Here is a 15,326-nt window from a genome sequence, read left to right on the forward strand (position 1 = left end):
GCCGCGCCGTGACGGACGCCTTCGACAAGTGCCGGCTGCCGGAGGCCGGGGCACTGGCCGCGGCCGGCCTCTACCCCTACTACCTGCCGGTGGAGGAGCGCCCTGGCGGCGGCGAGGTGGTGGTGGGCGGCCGGCGGGTGCTGATGGCCGGTTCCAACGACTACCTGGCGCTGGCGGACGATCCCCGCCTGAAGGAGGCCGGGGCCGAGGCGCTGCGCCGGCTGGGCTCGGGCAACTCCGGGTCACGGGTGCTCAACGGCACGCTGGCCCTGCACGAGACGCTGGAGCGGGAGCTGGCGGCGTTCCTCGGGCACGAGGCGGCGATGGTGGTCTCCACCGGCTACCAGGCCAATCTCGCGCTGAGCGCGCTGTTCGGGCCGCGCGACGTGCTGTTCGCCGACCGGCGCATCCACGCCTCGCTCATCGACGCCGCCCGGCTCGGCCAGGCCGCGCTGCGGCGCTACCGGCACAACGACATGACGCAGCTCGCCGGCATGCTGGAGGCCGCCGACCCAGGGGTGGGCGCGATCGTGCTGACGGAGGGCATGTTCTCCGTCGACGGCGACCTGTGCGACCTGCCCGGCATCGCCAAGCTGGCGGCCCATCACGGGGCGCGGGTCGTGCTCGACAGCGCGCACGACGCCGGGCTGCTGGGGGCCGGGGGGCGGGGGGCCGCCGAGCACCATGGCCTGCAGTCGGCCGTGGACGTGCAGACGGTGACGTTCTCCAAGTGCTTCGGCACGCTCGGCGGGGCCGTCGCGGGGCCGCGGCACGTCGTTCACTACCTGCGGCACAGCGCGCGCTCCGCGCTGTTCTCCGCCTCGCTGCCGCCCGCCTGCACGGCGGCGGCGCTGGCCGCCCTCGACATCGTCCGCACGGAGCCGGAGCGCCGCCGGGCCGTCATGTTCACCGCTGAACGGCTGCGCTCCGGGCTGGTGGCGCTCGGGTTCGGGATCGCGCCGGGCGGCACGCCCACGGTCTCGCTGCGGGTGGGCGATCGGCTGACCTGCTGCCGGTTCTGGGCCGGGCTGCTGGAGGAGGGCGTTCTGGCGAACGTCATGCTGCCGCCGGCCGTTCCCGAGGGTGAGGCGATGATCCGGCTGAGCGTCACGGCGGCGCACACGGGCGGGCAGGTGGACCGGATCCTCGGCGCGGTGGCGACCGTGGCCGCGTGCCTGGGCCTGCTCCCCGGCACCTGACCATCGGCCCGCACGCCTGCCGGCCCTTCGCCCCCTTCGCCCTGACCCTGGCCCCCGCGCCTGCCTCCGGACCGGCGGCCGGCGACGCGAGTCTTGGCATGCCCGCAGAGTGCCGGCGCGTGGGCGCCGTTGACGGGAGCACCGTCGGTCAATTATTTTCTACCCGTTAGTTATTAAGGAGCGCCGACATGCCCACACCGGTGCAGGACGTCCGCAGGCTGCACAGGCGTCTCGTGCTGCGCACGCTGCGCGACCACGGCCCGCAGCCCCGCGCCGGCCTCGCCAGGCGGCTGGCCCTCTCCCCCACGACCATGACCAAGGTGGTGGCCCAGCTCCTGGACGAAGGCCTGGTCGGCGAGGGCGCCACGGACGGCGCGGGCACCCGCGTCGGCCGGCCTTCGACCGAGGTCCGGCTGCGCGCCGACGCCCGGTACGTCATCGGCGTCCAGGTCGGCGCGGGGCTGGTGCGGCTCGGGTTGTGCGACCTCAGGGCCCGCCCGGGCGACGTCCGCTCGTTCGGCTTCGACCTGGCGGGCGAGCCGCCCGAGCGGGTCGTGACGCGGATCGCCGGGGCCGCCGCCGCGCTGGCGGAACAGGCGGGCGACCGGCTGCTGGGGATCGGGGTCGCGGCCCCCGGCCCGGTGGACCCCGGGCAGCGCCGCAACGTGCTGTCGGTCAACCTGGGCTGGCGCGACGTGGAGTTCGGCGATCCGCTGGAGCGGGCGCTGGGCGTGCCGGCGGTGGTCGATCACAACGTACGGGCGATGGCGCTGGCCGAGGCCCGCTACGGCGACACGGGCGGGGCCGACCCCCTCCTGTACGTGTACGTCCGCACCGGCGTCGGCGCGGGCCTGGTGATCGGCGGGCAGCCGTTCAGGTCGGGCGCCCACGGGGTCACGGAGCTGGGGCACCTGAGGGTGGTGGAGCGGGGCAGGCCGTGCGCGTGCGGCGCGACCGGCTGCCTGGAGACCGTGGCGGCCGAGCCGTACCTGGGCGAGCTGGCCCGCTCCCTGCTGGGCCGCGACAGCGCGGACCCGCTCGCCGACCTGGCCTCCGCCGCCGGCGAGGGGGACGAGCGGGCGGGCGCGGCGCTGGACGAGGTGGTGGATCGGCTCGCCACCGGCCTGGCCAGCGCGGTGAACCTGCTCAACCCCGCGCTGATCCTGCTCGGCGGCGCCTTCCGCACGGCTCCGGAGCCGGTGTTCGACCGGGTCAGGCAGGCGTTGCGGGCCAGGGCGTTCCCCGTGCTGCGCGACGCGGTGCAGGTGCGGCGGGCCACGCTCGGCCCGGACGCCGGTGTGGTGGGCAGTGCGGCCGTCGCTCTGGACCGGCTCTTCTACGACGTTTGAGAGGTAAGGACAACATGATCGAACACGCCCCGCTCCCTGCCTTCGACCCGCTGGCGGGCACGGTGGTGCTCGCGCCGGAGAAGGACGAGGAGGGTTACTGGGCGGGCTGTCCCGGTGTGCTGCACGACGGGGAGCGGTTCTGGCTGACCTACCGGCGGCGGCGCCCCCGCGGCGCGGGAGCCGAGCGCGGGTGGCGCTGCGCGGTGGCGGTCAGCGACGACGGCGTGGACTTCACCGACGTGTGGTCGGTGCACAAGGACGAGCTGGGCACGCCGTCCATGGAACGGTTCTGCCTGGCGCCCGCGGACGAGGGAGGGTTCGTGCTCTACCTGTCGTACGTGGACCCGGCCGACAACCGGTGGCGGATCGACGCGCTGAGCCCGGCGGCGCATCCGTCGGCGTTCGACATCGCTTCGGCGCGGCCGGTGCTGACGGCGGCCTCCACCGGGACCGAGGGGGTCAAGGACCCGTACGTGCTGCGGGCCGGGCCTGTGACGTACCTGTTCGCCAGCTACGCCGCGGCCCTGGACGGGCTCGGCGGCGAGGCTCACGCCAGCGCGGACATCTACAACGTCGGCGCGACCACCCATCCCACGGGGCTGGCGACCAGCCTGGACGGCGGGGCGTCGTTCACCTGGCACGGACAGGCCCTGGGGGTGGGCCAGGGATGGGACCGCTACCAGGCGCGGCTCAACAGCGTCGTGCCCGTGCCCGGCGGGTACGTGGGCTTCTACGACGGGTCGGCCTCGCACGAGGAGAACTACGAGGAGCGCTGCGGCGTCGCGGTCTCCGGTGACCTGTTCGGGTGGCGGCGGCTGTCGGGCGGGCGGCCCTGGGTGACCTCGCCGCACCGCGGCGGCTCGGTCCGGTATCTGGACGCGTTGCTGCTGGAGGGGCGGTGGTGGCTCTACTACGAGATGACCCGCGCCGACGGCGCGCACGAGCTGCGCGTGATCCGGATACCCGCCGGGTGACAGGCGGCACGTCGGCGCGGGTGCGCGCCCGTCTGCCTCGCAGGGCCGTACAGGAAGCCGGCCAGGCGGGCGGGCGCGTCAGGCGAAGCCGGGGGCGGGCTCCCAGAGGCTGATCTCGGTGCCCTGGTCGTCGGTGCACGAGCAGCCGCGCCCCGACTTGCTCTCGAAGATCTCGCCGGTGGACCCGCCGAGCTCGCGCACCCGCCCGGCGGCCTTGTCGATGTCGTCCACGTGGTAGTAGAGGTTCGGCTGGGACGACGCGCCGCCCGCGACGAAGCCCATCGCCACGGCGGTGTTCGCGACGTGCAGGTACGTCTCGTGCTCGCGCCTGAACTCCCAGCCGAACAACCCCCCGTAGAAGGCGGCCGCCCGGTCCAGGTCCCGCACGGACAGGGTGTAGTAGCCGAGCTCGACAGCCATGCGCATGCCTCCGCGATAATAGTTTCCTACAGCGTTAACAGCCTAACGGAAGTAGGCAACAATTAACACTGACGTTAATGAAATTGACGCCACGCTGGCGGCGCTGGCCGACCCGACCCGGCGCAAGGTGATCGATCTGCTGCGGGAGGGCCCGCGCCCGGCCGGGGAGCTGGCGCAGGCCGTCCAGATGAGCGCGCCGGCGCTCAGCAGGCACCTGCGCGTGCTGCGCGCGAGCGGGATCGTGCAGGCCGAGGCCGGCGGGGCCGACGCCCGGCTGCGCCTGTACACGCTGCGGCAGCAGCCGTTCACGGCGCTGCAGGCGTGGCTGGACCAGGTGCAGGCGTTCTGGGCCGAGCAGCTCGGCTCGTTCAAGGACCACGTGGAGCGCACCCGGTGAACTCCGTACGGGCCAGCGTCACGGTGCCGACCGACCCGGCCACCGCGTTCCGCGTCTTCACCGACGAGATCGACTCCTGGTACGTGCGGGGCCGCCACAGCTGGGTCGACCCGGCCCGCGCGGTCGGCATCCGGTTCGAGGACGGCTACCTGCGCGAGCTGTGGTCCGACGGCGGCCACGTCGACACCGGCAGGATCCTCGCCTGGGAGCCGCCGCGCCGCCTGGTCTGGGCCGACCTGCTCAACGACGGGGCGATGGAGATCGAGGTCGCCTTCAGCCCCGTCGAGGGCGGCACCGAGGTGCTGCTGGAGCACCGCGGCCTGGACACGCTGCCCCCGGACGTGGCGGGGCGCATCCGGCGCGGCTACTCGTGGAACATCGCGCTGGGCTGGTTCGCCGACCGGTGGAAGGCCGGGCCGGAGTGATCACGCGCGTTGTCGGCCACCCGGCGAGCGCGGCGGAGGGCGAGGAGGACACATGACGAACTCGCGGCAGTGGGCGGCGCTGGCCCGGCAATGGCTGGCCCTGTCCTCCCGGCAGGCGGCGCGGGCGATGCGGGAGCGGGAGCAGGAGGCCTCACGGCGGCGCCGCGAGTGGCGGCCGGACGCGAGCTGGCGCGGCAAGCGCGCTGACGAGGAGGCGGCCGGGGATCTGGAGCAGGTGCGGTGGGCGACGGAACCGGAGACGACGCCCGGCCCCACCGCCGAGGAGCTCGAGGCCGCCCGGGAGGCGCTGGCCAGGGAGCTGGCGCTGGCCCGCGCGCGAGAACGAGCCCGGCGAGAGCGTGAGGGCCGGTGACGGCACTCGGCCGGGGAAGGCGCGGGCCGGGCGGGACGTCGCCGGACGGGCCGGACGCGGCGACGGGGCCGACGTCACCGCACTCGGCGGGGAAGCCGCCTGTCGCCCCACGGTCGCCGTGCCGGTGGGGTTAGCGGCGGCCGTACTTCTTGTGCACCGCCTGCTTGCTCACGCCGATGGCGTCGGCGATCTGGGCCCAGGCGAGCCCGGCCACCCGGGCCCGCCGCACCTGGACCGCCTCCAGGCGCTCGATCTCACGCCGCAACGCGGTGGTGGCGTGCAGTGCCAGCAGCGGATCGTCGTCCTGCGCCTGCCTCATGAGGGTCGCCAGGTCGTCTGTCATGCATCAAAGGTAGTCCAGCGGCGACGCGCCGATCTCCTCCGGGCGGTCAGTGTGACTCGACCACCATCCGTACGCCCAGCCCGACGAGCACCACGCCGGAGATCTGCTCCAGCCGCCGCTTGACGGCCGGGCGGCCCAGCCAGGCCTTGGCCCGGTCGACGGCCCAGATCAGCAGCCCGTACCAGAGCAGGTCGACGAGCACCCACACGACGGCCAGTGTCACGAGCGTCATCGGCACGTTCTGCCCGGCGGGGACGAACTGCGGCAGGAACGACATCGCGAACACCGCCGCCTTGGGGTTGGCCAGGCAGGTGCCCACTCCGGCCAGGTACGGCCCGCGCCAGCCGGGCACGACCTGGCCCTCGGGCGCGGGCGGCGCGCCCCTGCGGGCGTGCCACAGCGCCTGCGCGCCCATCACGACCAGCAGCGCCGCGCCGGTCACGCGCATGATGTCGTAGGCCACCTGCGAGGCGACCAGCAGGGCCGACAGGCCGAACGCGGCGGCCAGCCCCCACAGCAGGATGCCGGTCTCGTTGCCGAGCGTGGCGGCCAGCCCCGAGCCGCGGCCGGCGCGCAGGGTCTGGCGCAGGATGATCGCGGTGCTGACCCCGGGCACCATGGCGACCAGGACGCACGCCCCGATGAAAGCGAGAAGATACATGCGGGGATGCTTCCAGAACTGGGGCGACATCTCCCCCGGTTTTCAGCCGTAGAGCTTGGCCAGCTCCGCGACCGCCTCAGCCATCAGGGCTCGCAGTTCGGGCGGCCCCAGCACCTCGACGTCGGCGCCCATGCGCAGCAGCAGCCACCGGGCGTGCGAGATCGACTCGACCGGCAGGGTCAGCGTGAGCCAGCCCTCGGGGTCGGGCTCGGCGGCGGCCAGCGCGGCCTCGACGACGTCGCGGCCCATCGTGTACGCCAGCAGGTCGCCGCGCCCGGGTGCCAGCTTGATCACGGCCTCGGCGGTGTACATGCGCTCGCGGAACTCCTTGGCGTACCGGTGCCAGAACTCGCCCAGGTCGAAGCCGTCCGGCCGGGCGAACCGCCCCGGCAGCGTCTCCAGCGTCAGGATCCGCGCCACCCGGTACGTACGCGGCGTGCCGTCCGGCGGCGCGGCGACGAGGTACCAGGAGCCGCCCTTGAGCACCAGCCCGAGGGGGTGGATCAGGCGGTCCACCTCCTGCTGGCCCCAGCGCCGGTAGGTCATGTGCAGCGGCCGCTGGTCCCACACCGCCTCGGCCACCTCGCTCAGGTGCGGCACATCGTCGCCCGAGCGGTACCAGCTCGGCACGTCCAGCACGAACCGTTCGCGCATCCGGGAGGCGTGCGAGCGCGGCTCGGGCGGCAGCGCGGCCAGCAGCTTGAGCTCGGCGTTGGCCGCCACCTCGGCCAGCCCCAGCTCGGCGGCCGGCCCCGGCAGCCCGGCCAGGAACAGCGAGGACGCCTCCTCGGCCGTCAGCCCGTTGAGCCGGGTGCGGTAGCCGTCGAGGAGCTGGTAGCCGCCCGCCGGTCCGCGATCGGCGTAGACGGGCACGCCGGCCGCCGACAGGGCCTCCACGTCGCGGTACACGGTGCGTACCGAGACCTCCAGCTCGGCCGCCAGCTCGGGCGCGGTCATCCGGCCGCGGGTCTGGAGGAGCAGGAGCAGGGAGAGCAGGCGGCTTGCGCGCATGTAATCTATTGTATTGCGCACATTTGTCATGTTTGTATGAACACATGGAACGTGTGCGAGCCATCATGAACACCTTGCGTACCCACGACAGCGTGTCCGTGGCCGAGCTGGCCGCCGAGCACGGCGTGTCCGAGATGACGATCAGGCGCGACCTGGACGAGCTGGCCCAGCAGGGCGTGGTGCGGCGGGTCAGGGGCGGCGCGCTGTCGCTGCTGCTGCGCGGCGAGGAGCCACCGTTCGGGGTGCGCGAGCGGGAGGCGGTGGAGGCCAAGCGGCGCATCGGCGAGGAGGCCGCCGCGTTGATCGCCGACGGCGAGGCGGTGGTGCTCGACGGCGGCACGACCGCGCTGGAGGTGGCCCGCGCGCTGGCCGACCGGCGGGTGACGGTGCTGCCGCTGGCGCTGCAGCCGGTGATGCTGCTGGCCGCCGCGCCGCGCGTGCGCCTGGTGCTGCCCGGCGGCGAGGTGCGCAAGGGCGAGCTGAACGTGATGGGCCCGCTCACCGAGAGCTCGATCAAGGCGCTGCGCTTCGACACGGCGGTGATCGGCTGCTGCGGCCTGTCCGCCGAGCACGGCCTGACCGCGCACGACCTGCCCGAGGTGGCGGTCAAGCAGGCGGCCATCGCCGCCGCGCGGCGGGTGATCGTGGTGTGCGACTCGGGCAAGTTCGCGCGGACGGCGTTCGGCGCGGTGTGCCCGATCGGCCGGCTCGACGTGGTCGTGACCGATCCCGGCATCCCGCCGGAGGAGCGCGACGCGCTGGCCGCTGCCGGGGTGACGGTCAAGGAGACGACGGCGTGACCCGCGAACGCGTGGCGGTCTACCTGCTGTTCTTCCTGTCGGGTACGGCCATCGGCACGTGGACGGCCCGCATCCCCGCCATCAAGGAGCGGCTGGACCTCGGCGACGGCCAGCTCAGCCTCGCGCTGCTCGCCGTGGCGGCCGGGGCGGTCGTCGGCATGACGGCCGTGGGCCGCCTGGTCGACCGGTACGGCAGCAGCCGCGCCGTCATCCCGGCGGCCCTGGCGCAGGGCGCGGTGCTGGTGCCGCCCGCGTACGCGCCGGACCTGCTCACGCTGTCGGCGGTGCTGCTGGTGTTCGGGGTCGTGCACGGGATACTCGACGTGGCCATGAACGCCAACGCCGTCGAGGTGGAGCGGGCCCACGGGCGGCCGATCATGTCGTCGTTCCACGCCGTCTACAGCGTGGGCGGGTTCGCCGGGGCGACGGCGGGCGGGCTGTTCGCGCACCGCGACCTGTCGGCGGCGGTCACGTTCTGGGCGGTGGGAGCGGTGATCGCGGTGCTGGCCGCGTGGGCGGCACGCTGGGCGCTGCGTTCGGCGCCCGCCGGGCAGACCGCCGCCGCGGAGGGCGGGGGCGGGCGGGCGCGGGGCATCGTGTTCCTGGGCGTGCTGGCGTTCTGCTGCCTGGTGGGTGAGGGGGCGGCCGCCGACTGGAGCTCGGTCTACCTGCGGGAGGACCTGGCGGCCTCGCCGGGGATCGCCGCCGCCGGGTACGCGGCCTTCTCCCTGATGATGACGGCGGGCCGGCTGGCCGGGGACCGGCTGGCCGCGCGGCTGGGGCCCGTCCTGCTGGTGCGCTGCTGCGGGCTGCTGGCCGCGGCGGGGCTGGGGCTGGCGCTGCTGGGCGGGCATCAGGTGGCGGGGGTGGTCGGGTTCGGCTGCTTCGGGGCGGGGCTGTCGTGCATCGTGCCGCAGGTGTTCTCGGCCGCCGGGCACCGGGATCCCGCCTTCGCCGGGCGGGCGCTGGCGCGGGTGGCCTCGATCGGTTACCTGGGGATGTTGTCGGGGCCGGTGTTCATCGGGGCGGTGGCCGAGCTGACGGGGCTGCCGCGGGCACTGGCCATCCCGGCGCTGCTGGCCGCGTTCGTCGCCCTCGCCGCGACGGCGCTGCGCGTACGGGCCGAGGAGCCGGCCGGTTAGCCGAAGTGCTGCCAGCCGAGTCTGATCACCATCGCGACGACCACGACCAGCAGCACGATCCGGACGAAGGCGGCGCCCCGCTTGAGCGCCATCCGCGCGCCGAGCTGGGCGCCGGCCACGTTGCACACCGCCATGCCGAGGCCGAGCGCCCAGTTCACGTGCCCCTGCGCGCCGAACACGAGGAGCGCTCCGACGTTCGTCCCGATGTTGATGATCTTCGCGGAGGCGGAGGCCGAGACGAAGTCGAGCCCGAGGATGGTGGTGAAGGCGATGATGAGGAACGTCCCGGTGCCCGGCCCCATGATGCCGTCGTAGAAGGCGATCACCACGCCCGCCGCCGCCACCGCCGCGATCACGCGGCGCCGGGTGCGCAGGTGCGGCACGGGCACGGCCCCCAGCGACGGCCGCAGCGTGACGAACGCGGCCACGGCCAGCAGCACGACCATGACGGCGGGCCGCAGCACCTCGGCCGAGATCGACGCCGCCGCCCACGCGCCCAGCCCGGCGCAGAGCACGGCCAGCGCCGCTCCGGGGATCGCCACCTGCCGGTCCACCTTGGTGGAGCGGGCGTACGCGATGGCGGCGGAGGTGGTGCCGAACACCGACGAGAACTTGTTGGTGGCCATCGCCTCGACCGTCGGGATGCCGGTCACGAGGAGGGCGGGCAGCTGCAGCAGCCCGCCGCCGCCCACGACGGCGTCCACCCATCCCGCTCCGGCCGCCGCGACCAGCAACACCAGGATCTGATCCAGCGGCACGCGCCACTCCCCCGACTTCCCCCGATAAAACCGTCATGAGTGTATAAGTCGGGCTTTAGTTGCTTTGCCGCGCCCTGTCCTCGGCTGCCACATATTCGTTTCACCAGGGCGCAGGGGCTTCGGTAGGGTCGGGGCATGTCGATCTTCGGTCCGGTCGTCGATGTCCGCCCCCTGTTCCCGCGCGAGCGGCAGGCCATGCTCGGCCTGCTGCGCGGCCTGGAGCCGGCCGACTGGGCCAAGGCGACGGTCTGCCCCGGCTGGGACGTGCACGACGTCGTCGCGCACGTGCTCAACGACTACATGCGGCGCCTGTCCGGAGCCCGTGACGGGCATTCCGGCGCCGTCTTCGCCGACGACGAGACGCTGCCCGCCTACCTCGCCCGTACCAACGCCGAGTTCGTCAGGGCGGGCCGCCAGCTCAGCCCGCGGCTGATGATCGAGCTGCTGGAGCATCTGGGGCCGCGGCTCGACGCGGTCTGGGCGGCGCACGACCTGGAGGCTCCCGCCGGGCTGAACGTGTCCTGGGCGGCCACCGACGTCGACAGCCCCGGCTGGCTCGACGTCGGCCGGGAGTACACCGAGTTCTGGGTCCACCAGCAGCAGGTGCGCGACGCCGTCTCCCGGCCGGGGGCCACGGAGCCCGAGCTCATGGCGCCGGTGCTGGGCGTCTTCGCGCAGGCCCTGCCGTTCACGCTGCGGGCCTGCGACCGCCCGGAGGGCACGGTCGCGGTCCTGGAGGTGCACGGTCCGGCGGGCGGGCGGTGGAGCGCGCAGTGGCGTGCGGGCCGATGGCGCATGGCCGCACCCGGCCCGGACCTGCCACCCGTGCCCGCCGGCGAGCCCGCCCCGCAGGCGGCCGATCCCGGCGAGCCCGCGGCGCGCGTCTCCATGGACCAGGACACGTTCTGGCGGCTCGCGACCAGGGGCATCGGCGTCGAGCAGGCCCGGGCGCGGGCCGAGGTGAGCGGCGACGCGGAGCTCACCGCCGCCATGACGACCCTGCTGGCCGTCATCGCCTGAGACGATCGGCACAGAGCCGTCCGATGATTCACTTCCCGGCCATCCGCCCGCCATCGCCCCTGCGCGAGAATCTGAGCGCGGCAGCGGAGCGGACCGGGGGGCAGCACTTTGACGACCGACCAGCGGCGCCACGCCCCAGGCGGCGGCCGGTTCCTGCGGGAGTTCATCAGGTCGCCCCTGCGCACGGCCGCCGTGCTGCCGAGCTCGCCACGGCTGGCGGCGCAGATGGTGGTGGGCGTCCCGGAGCGCGGTGAGCCGGTGGTGGTCGAGCTCGGCGCGGGGACCGGCGCCTTCACCGCGGCCGTGCAGGGGCGGCTGCGCGGCCGGGGCAGGCACGTCGTCATCGAGCTCAACGACAGGTTCGCCACCGAGCTCGGCCGCGCGTTCCCCTCGGTGGAGGTGGTGTGCGACGACGCCGTGCACCTGCCGCGGCTGCTCGCCGGGCTCGGCGTCGGGCCGGTGGACGTCGTGGTCAGCGGCCTGCCGTGGATCGCGTACGCGGGGCGGCCCCCGCTGATCGAGTCGGTGGCCCAGGTCCTGTCGCCCGCCGGGGTCTACACGCAGTTCGCCTACACCTGGACACGCTGGGCCGCCCCGGCCAGGCGGCTGGCCGGGGGCCTGCGGGAGGCGTTCGAGGAGGTCGTGACGAGCACGACGGTCTGGCGCAACCTGCCGCCCGCGGTCGTGTACGTGGCCCGCCGGCCGCGGGTGCCGGCGGCGGAGCGGACCGCCACCGGCACATAGCCGCCACCGCCACATGGCCGCCACCGCCACCGGCACAGCCCGCCGGCGTCACCGGCTCAGGGCCGGCCGGCCTCGCCGCTCACGGCCCGCTGCCGTTCGGTGAAGCGCTGCTGCCCCAGCACCGCGAGCAGCCGCAGCTTCTCGTGGCCCTCGGTCCGCGGCGGGGCGGTGAGCACGAGCAGCGCCTGCGACTGGTCCTCGGTGAACAGCACCTGGCAGTCGAGCTCGATCTCGCCGAGCTCGGGGTGGACCAGGACCTTGTGGTCCTCGAAGCGCTTGGCCACCTCGTGCCGGTCCCACAGCTCGGCGAACTCCGCGCTCGCCCTGTGCAGCGCCCGGACGAGCTCGCCCGCCCGCGACCGCGGGCCTCTCGTCCCGTGGGCGGCGCGCAGGTTCGCGACCAGGGCGCGGCTCTGCCGGTCGCGGTCGGCCTCCGGGTAACGCAGCCGCTCGGCGGGGTCGGTGAACCAGCGGTAGATCTCGGTGCGGGCGTGACCGGTGTGCCCGGACCTGTCGCCGAACAGGGCCTCGGCCATCCGGTTCTGCACGAGCGTCTCGCCCAGGTCGGACAGGATGAGCGCCGGGGTGTCGTCGAGCCGGTCCAGCACGCGCAGCAGGGCGGGGGCGACGTGCGTGGCATCCGTCACCGAGGCCGGGGCGTTGTGCCCGGCGACCTGGAACAGGTAGTCGCGTTCGTCGCTCGTCAGCCGCAGCGCCCGGGCGAGCGAGGCCAGCATCTGCACGCTCGGCTGCGGGCCGCGCTGCTGCTCCAGGCGGGTGTAGTAGTCGGCGGACATGACGGCGAGCGAGGCCACCTCCTCGCGCCGCAGGCCCGTCGCCCGGCGGCGCGCGCCCGCGGGCAGCCCGACGTCCTCGGGCTGCAGCGCCTCACGGCGGCGGCGCAGGAAGTCGGCCAGGGCTGCACGATCCATGTGCCCATTATGTTGGTCCCTGGCCGGTGCTCCGGGGGCTCAGCCAGGGTTCGCCGATCCCCCTCTGCGGCGCGGGGCGGGCGCCCGCGCGGCGCGAGATATGATCCATTCGCCGCGTGGCGCGGGCCGGCGAACGGGTATGTCCCGGGAGAAGAGGCAGCGGAGGACATGAACCGGGCACCAGGCATGGTGGACGTGGCACGCGAGGCGGGCGTGTCGCACGTCACGGTGTCCCGCGTCCTCAACAACCACCCCTCCGTGCGCCCGGAGACCCGGGCCCGCGTCGAGGCCGCCATCGAGAAGCTCGGCTACCGCCGCAACAGCGTCGCCCGCGCGCTCAAGAGCCGCCGCTCCTCGACGATCGGCCTGGTGCTCGCCGGCACCGAGCTGTACGAGCTGCCCCGCATCCTGCGCGGCGTGCAGACCGCGGCGCAGCGGGCCGGATACTGGGTGAACCTGGCGAGCTGGCAGGGCGGCACCACGGTAGACCTGGCCGAGACGCTGCAGCGGCTGACCGACCAGGCGGTCGAGGCCATCGCCGTCATCGCCGACCGGCCGATGGCCGTGGACGCCCTGACCGGCGTCGTCACCGGCGTGCCGATGACCGTGATCATGTCGGGCGACGTGCCCAACCCGGACCTCGGCTTCGTCGAGCTGGACCAGGTGCTCGGCGCGCGGCTGGCCGTCCGGCACCTGGCGGAGCTGGGGCATCGGAACGTCGTCCACCTGACCGGGTCGCTGCGGACGTTCGACGCGCGGGCCCGGGTGGAGGGCTGGCGGGCCGGGCTGAGGGACACGCCCGGCGCGCGGGGCGAGCTGCTGGAGGGCGACTTCACCGGCAACAGCGGCTACCGGCTGGCCCACTACCTGGTCACCCGGGAGGGGCACGAGCTCCCGACCGCGATCTTCGCCGGGAACGATCAGATGGCCATGGGCGTGCTGGCGGCCTTCGCCGAGCTCGGCGTGAAGGTGCCGGGCGACGTCTCGCTCGTCGGGTTCGACGACATCGCCGGGGCGGCGTACCTGGTGCCCTCGCTCACCACGGTGCGGCAGGACTTCGTCGCGCTGGGGGCGCGCTCGATCGAGCAGTTGCTGCGGATGATGCAGGGCGAACCGGCCTCCTCCGAGCGGATCGCCCCCGAACTGGTCGTCCGGCGCAGCACCGCGCCGCCCCGTCCGCCCGCCTGAGCACAGCACCGCGCCTCCCGGGCCGGGGTGGCTAGCCCGGCTGGTAGTCGAACCAGCGCACGATCGCCCGGCCGGTGCCGGGTCGGCCGTTGCCGGTGGCGTAGAGGCCGAGGTGCACCCCGACGAAGCCGCCCGCCCGCTCGGTGCTGAAGAAGGACCGCTCGACGGTGCCCAGGTCGGCCCAGTCATCGGCGTCCGGGTGCCGGGCGCGGAAGGTGTAGCCGGCCTCGTCCGCCTCTACGGCCAGCAGCGCCTCCCCCGGCGGGAGCGGGGCGGCGGCCGTCCGGGTGCTCGTGCCCGCCTGCCTGACGGTCAGCACCACCTGCGGGGTCCCGGCCGCGTCCACGGTGAGGGCGAGCGTGGCGTGCTGGTCCTGGCTCTGGAAGACGGCCAGGCCCGCCTCCTCCCACGGGTGCGCCGCCGCGAAGGCGATCTCGGCCCGGGCCTGGAAGCGGACGTGCTGCTGGCGCCGCGCGACGAAGGCCGGGACGCCGGTGGAGCCGAGCGGCTCGGGCGCCACCGCGATCTCCAGGCCGTCCGCGGTGGGCTCGACGAGGCCGGTGACCGGCCCGCGCAGGCTGCTCCACTCCAGGCCGAGCCGCCCTCCGCCGAAGCGCGTGCGCTCGGGAGGGGCGGGGTCCTCCCGCTGGACGGAGGCGGGGGCGAGGCCGGGCAGGCGTTCCGTCAGCCGGACGCCGCCCGTCTCCGGGGCGAAGACCGGCCCGTGCGCGGTCCAGTCGACGGGCACGAGGAAGACCTCGCGGCCCAGCGTGTGGGTGCCCTCGATGGGACGCACGCCGAGGGTCACGGCCCAGGTCTCGCCGTCGGGGGTGTCCACCAGGTCGACGTGGCCGACGTTGTGGACGGGCTCGTCCGGGCCGCGGTGCCGGTGGGTCAGCAGCGGGCTGCGCGGGTCGGTGACGTAGGGGCCGGTCACGGCGCCGGAGCGGGCGGCGGTGACGCTGTGGTTGCGTTCGGTGCCGCCCTCGGCGGCGATCAGGTGGTAGACACCGTCGTGCTTGTACAGGTGCGGAGCCTCCACCCAGGCCCCGCGGACGGCGCCGTGCCAGAGCACGTGGGTGGGGCCGGCGAGCCGCAGCCGGTCCAGGTCGAGCTCGCGCATCCACAACTCGCCGGGGCCGCCGTCGCCCTCGGCGTCGCGGCAGGCGGTGAACCAGCAGCGGCCGTCGTCGTCGAAGAACAGCGACGGGTCGATGCCCTCGGCCTCCAGCGGCACGGGGTCCGACCACGGCCCGGCGGGGTCGGTGGCGGTGACGACGAAGGTGAGGCTTCCCCGCCGGTCCACCGCCAGCGTGGAGACCACGTAGAAGGTGCCGTCGTGGTGGCGGATCGTGGGCGCCCACACGCCGTCGGAGACGTCCAGCCCGTGCAGGGGAAGCTGCCCCGGCCGGTTCAGCACGTGCGTGAGCTGACGCCAGCGCACCAGGTCACGGCTGTGGAACAGGGGCAGACTGGGGTGGTACGCGAACGACGAGGTGACCAGGTAGTAGTCCTCCCCGACCCGGCAGATCGACGGGTCCGGATGACAGCCGGGCAGGACGGGGTTGCGGAAGGTGCGCACGGGGGTGG

General features: G+C 74.4%; 18 protein-coding genes. 11 read left to right on the forward strand and 7 right to left on the reverse strand.

The features are described 5' to 3' along the window. The first annotated feature begins 8 nt into the window (after positions 1 to 8). The 3 genes from HD597_RS24215 (at position 9) to HD597_RS24225 (ending at position 3,522) form a co-directional block, all read left to right on the forward strand. A complete protein-coding gene (locus tag HD597_RS24215) occupies positions 9 to 1,199 on the forward strand; it encodes an aminotransferase class I/II-fold pyridoxal phosphate-dependent enzyme (RefSeq protein ID WP_253744985.1) in 1,191 nt (396 codons plus the stop codon). A gap of 188 nt (positions 1,200 to 1,387) precedes the next feature. Then, entirely contained in the window at positions 1,388 to 2,548 is a 1,161-nt protein-coding gene (locus HD597_RS24220) for an ROK family transcriptional regulator (RefSeq protein ID WP_253744986.1), read from the forward strand. A 14-nt stretch (positions 2,549 to 2,562) separates the two neighbouring features. Continuing rightward, a complete protein-coding gene (locus HD597_RS24225) occupies positions 2,563 to 3,522 on the forward strand; it encodes a hypothetical protein (RefSeq protein ID WP_253744987.1) in 960 nt (319 codons plus the stop codon). A gap of 78 nt (positions 3,523 to 3,600) precedes the next feature. Here the strand turns inward: HD597_RS24225 and HD597_RS24230 are convergent, their stop codons facing one another. Further along, positions 3,601 to 3,942, reverse strand: a complete 342-nt coding sequence (locus tag HD597_RS24230; RefSeq protein ID WP_253744988.1) for a VOC family protein — start codon at positions 3,940 to 3,942, stop codon at positions 3,601 to 3,603. Between the two features lie 94 nt (positions 3,943 to 4,036). Between HD597_RS24230 and HD597_RS24235 the strand changes: the two genes are divergently transcribed. From HD597_RS24235 to HD597_RS24245, 3 genes are read left to right on the forward strand one after another with little or no spacing between them, the layout of a single operon-like run. Then, positions 4,037 to 4,339, forward strand: coding sequence for an ArsR/SmtB family transcription factor (locus HD597_RS24235; RefSeq protein ID WP_276084069.1), 303 nt, complete (start codon positions 4,037 to 4,039; stop codon positions 4,337 to 4,339). After that, entirely contained in the window at positions 4,336 to 4,764 is a 429-nt protein-coding gene (locus tag HD597_RS24240) for an SRPBCC domain-containing protein (protein ID WP_253744990.1), read from the forward strand. Before HD597_RS24235 ends, HD597_RS24240 begins: the two co-directional genes overlap by 4 nt. A gap of 52 nt (positions 4,765 to 4,816) precedes the next feature. After that, complete coding sequence (locus HD597_RS24245) at positions 4,817 to 5,137, forward strand: hypothetical protein (RefSeq protein WP_253744991.1); 321 nt, start codon at positions 4,817 to 4,819, stop codon at positions 5,135 to 5,137. A gap of 130 nt (positions 5,138 to 5,267) precedes the next feature. Here the strand turns inward: HD597_RS24245 and HD597_RS24250 are convergent, their stop codons facing one another. The 3 genes from HD597_RS24250 to HD597_RS24260 are packed head-to-tail and all read right to left on the reverse strand — an operon-like array spanning position 5,268 to position 7,152. Next, positions 5,268 to 5,480, reverse strand: coding sequence for a hypothetical protein (locus HD597_RS24250; protein ID WP_253744992.1), 213 nt, complete (start codon positions 5,478 to 5,480; stop codon positions 5,268 to 5,270). Between the two features lie 46 nt (positions 5,481 to 5,526). Next, on the reverse strand, positions 5,527 to 6,141 hold the full coding sequence (locus HD597_RS24255) for a LysE family translocator (RefSeq protein ID WP_253744993.1): 615 nt from the start codon (positions 6,139 to 6,141) through the stop codon (positions 5,527 to 5,529). A 42-nt stretch (positions 6,142 to 6,183) separates the two neighbouring features. Continuing rightward, positions 6,184 to 7,152 carry a helix-turn-helix transcriptional regulator gene (locus tag HD597_RS24260; protein ID WP_253744994.1) on the reverse strand — a complete coding sequence of 323 codons (969 nt, stop codon included), beginning with the start codon at positions 7,150 to 7,152 and terminating at the stop codon, positions 6,184 to 6,186. A 44-nt stretch (positions 7,153 to 7,196) separates the two neighbouring features. Here HD597_RS24260 and HD597_RS24265 point away from each other — a divergent pair, with 44 nt between their 5' ends. Both HD597_RS24265 and HD597_RS24270 read left to right on the forward strand, forming a co-directional pair. Continuing rightward, positions 7,197 to 7,952, forward strand: a complete 756-nt coding sequence (locus HD597_RS24265; RefSeq protein WP_276083005.1) for a DeoR/GlpR family DNA-binding transcription regulator — start codon at positions 7,197 to 7,199, stop codon at positions 7,950 to 7,952. Continuing rightward, a complete protein-coding gene (locus HD597_RS24270) occupies positions 7,949 to 9,094 on the forward strand; it encodes an MFS transporter (protein WP_253744996.1) in 1,146 nt (381 codons plus the stop codon). The genes HD597_RS24265 and HD597_RS24270 overlap by 4 nt, the downstream gene beginning before the upstream one ends. On the opposite strand, the gene HD597_RS24275 is transcribed toward HD597_RS24270, so the two are convergent. Next, positions 9,091 to 9,852, reverse strand: a complete 762-nt coding sequence (locus tag HD597_RS24275) for a TSUP family transporter (protein ID WP_253744997.1) — start codon at positions 9,850 to 9,852, stop codon at positions 9,091 to 9,093. The two genes, HD597_RS24270 and HD597_RS24275, sit on opposite strands and share 4 nt — an antisense overlap. A 135-nt stretch (positions 9,853 to 9,987) precedes the next feature. On the opposite strand from HD597_RS24275, the gene HD597_RS24280 reads away from it, so the two are divergent. Both HD597_RS24280 and HD597_RS24285 read left to right on the forward strand, forming a co-directional pair. Further along, the gene (locus tag HD597_RS24280) at positions 9,988 to 10,872 is read left to right on the forward strand and encodes a maleylpyruvate isomerase N-terminal domain-containing protein (protein ID WP_253744998.1); all 885 of its coding nucleotides are present in this window, start codon (positions 9,988 to 9,990) and stop codon (positions 10,870 to 10,872) included. Between the two features lie 108 nt (positions 10,873 to 10,980). After that, positions 10,981 to 11,616, forward strand: coding sequence for a class I SAM-dependent methyltransferase (locus HD597_RS24285; RefSeq protein ID WP_253744999.1), 636 nt, complete (start codon positions 10,981 to 10,983; stop codon positions 11,614 to 11,616). A 56-nt stretch (positions 11,617 to 11,672) separates the two neighbouring features. Here HD597_RS24285 and HD597_RS24290 read toward each other — a convergent pair whose 3' ends face one another. Next, a complete protein-coding gene (locus HD597_RS24290; protein ID WP_253745000.1) occupies positions 11,673 to 12,548 on the reverse strand; it encodes a helix-turn-helix transcriptional regulator in 876 nt (291 codons plus the stop codon). A 168-nt stretch (positions 12,549 to 12,716) separates the two neighbouring features. Here HD597_RS24290 and HD597_RS24295 point away from each other — a divergent pair, with 168 nt between their 5' ends. Then, positions 12,717 to 13,736, forward strand: coding sequence for a LacI family DNA-binding transcriptional regulator (locus HD597_RS24295; protein ID WP_253745001.1), 1,020 nt, complete (start codon positions 12,717 to 12,719; stop codon positions 13,734 to 13,736). Positions 13,737 to 13,767: 31 nt separating this feature from the next. Here the strand turns inward: HD597_RS24295 and HD597_RS24300 are convergent, their stop codons facing one another. Next, positions 13,768 to 15,318 (reverse strand): glycoside hydrolase family 43 protein, encoded by a 1,551-nt coding sequence (locus HD597_RS24300; protein ID WP_253745002.1) that lies wholly within the window; start codon positions 15,316 to 15,318, stop codon positions 13,768 to 13,770. Positions 15,319 to 15,326 lie beyond the last annotated feature (8 nt).

It is taken from the genome of Nonomuraea thailandensis (assembly GCF_024172165.1).
Classification (GTDB): Bacteria; Actinomycetota; Actinomycetes; order Streptosporangiales; family Streptosporangiaceae; genus Nonomuraea; species Nonomuraea thailandensis.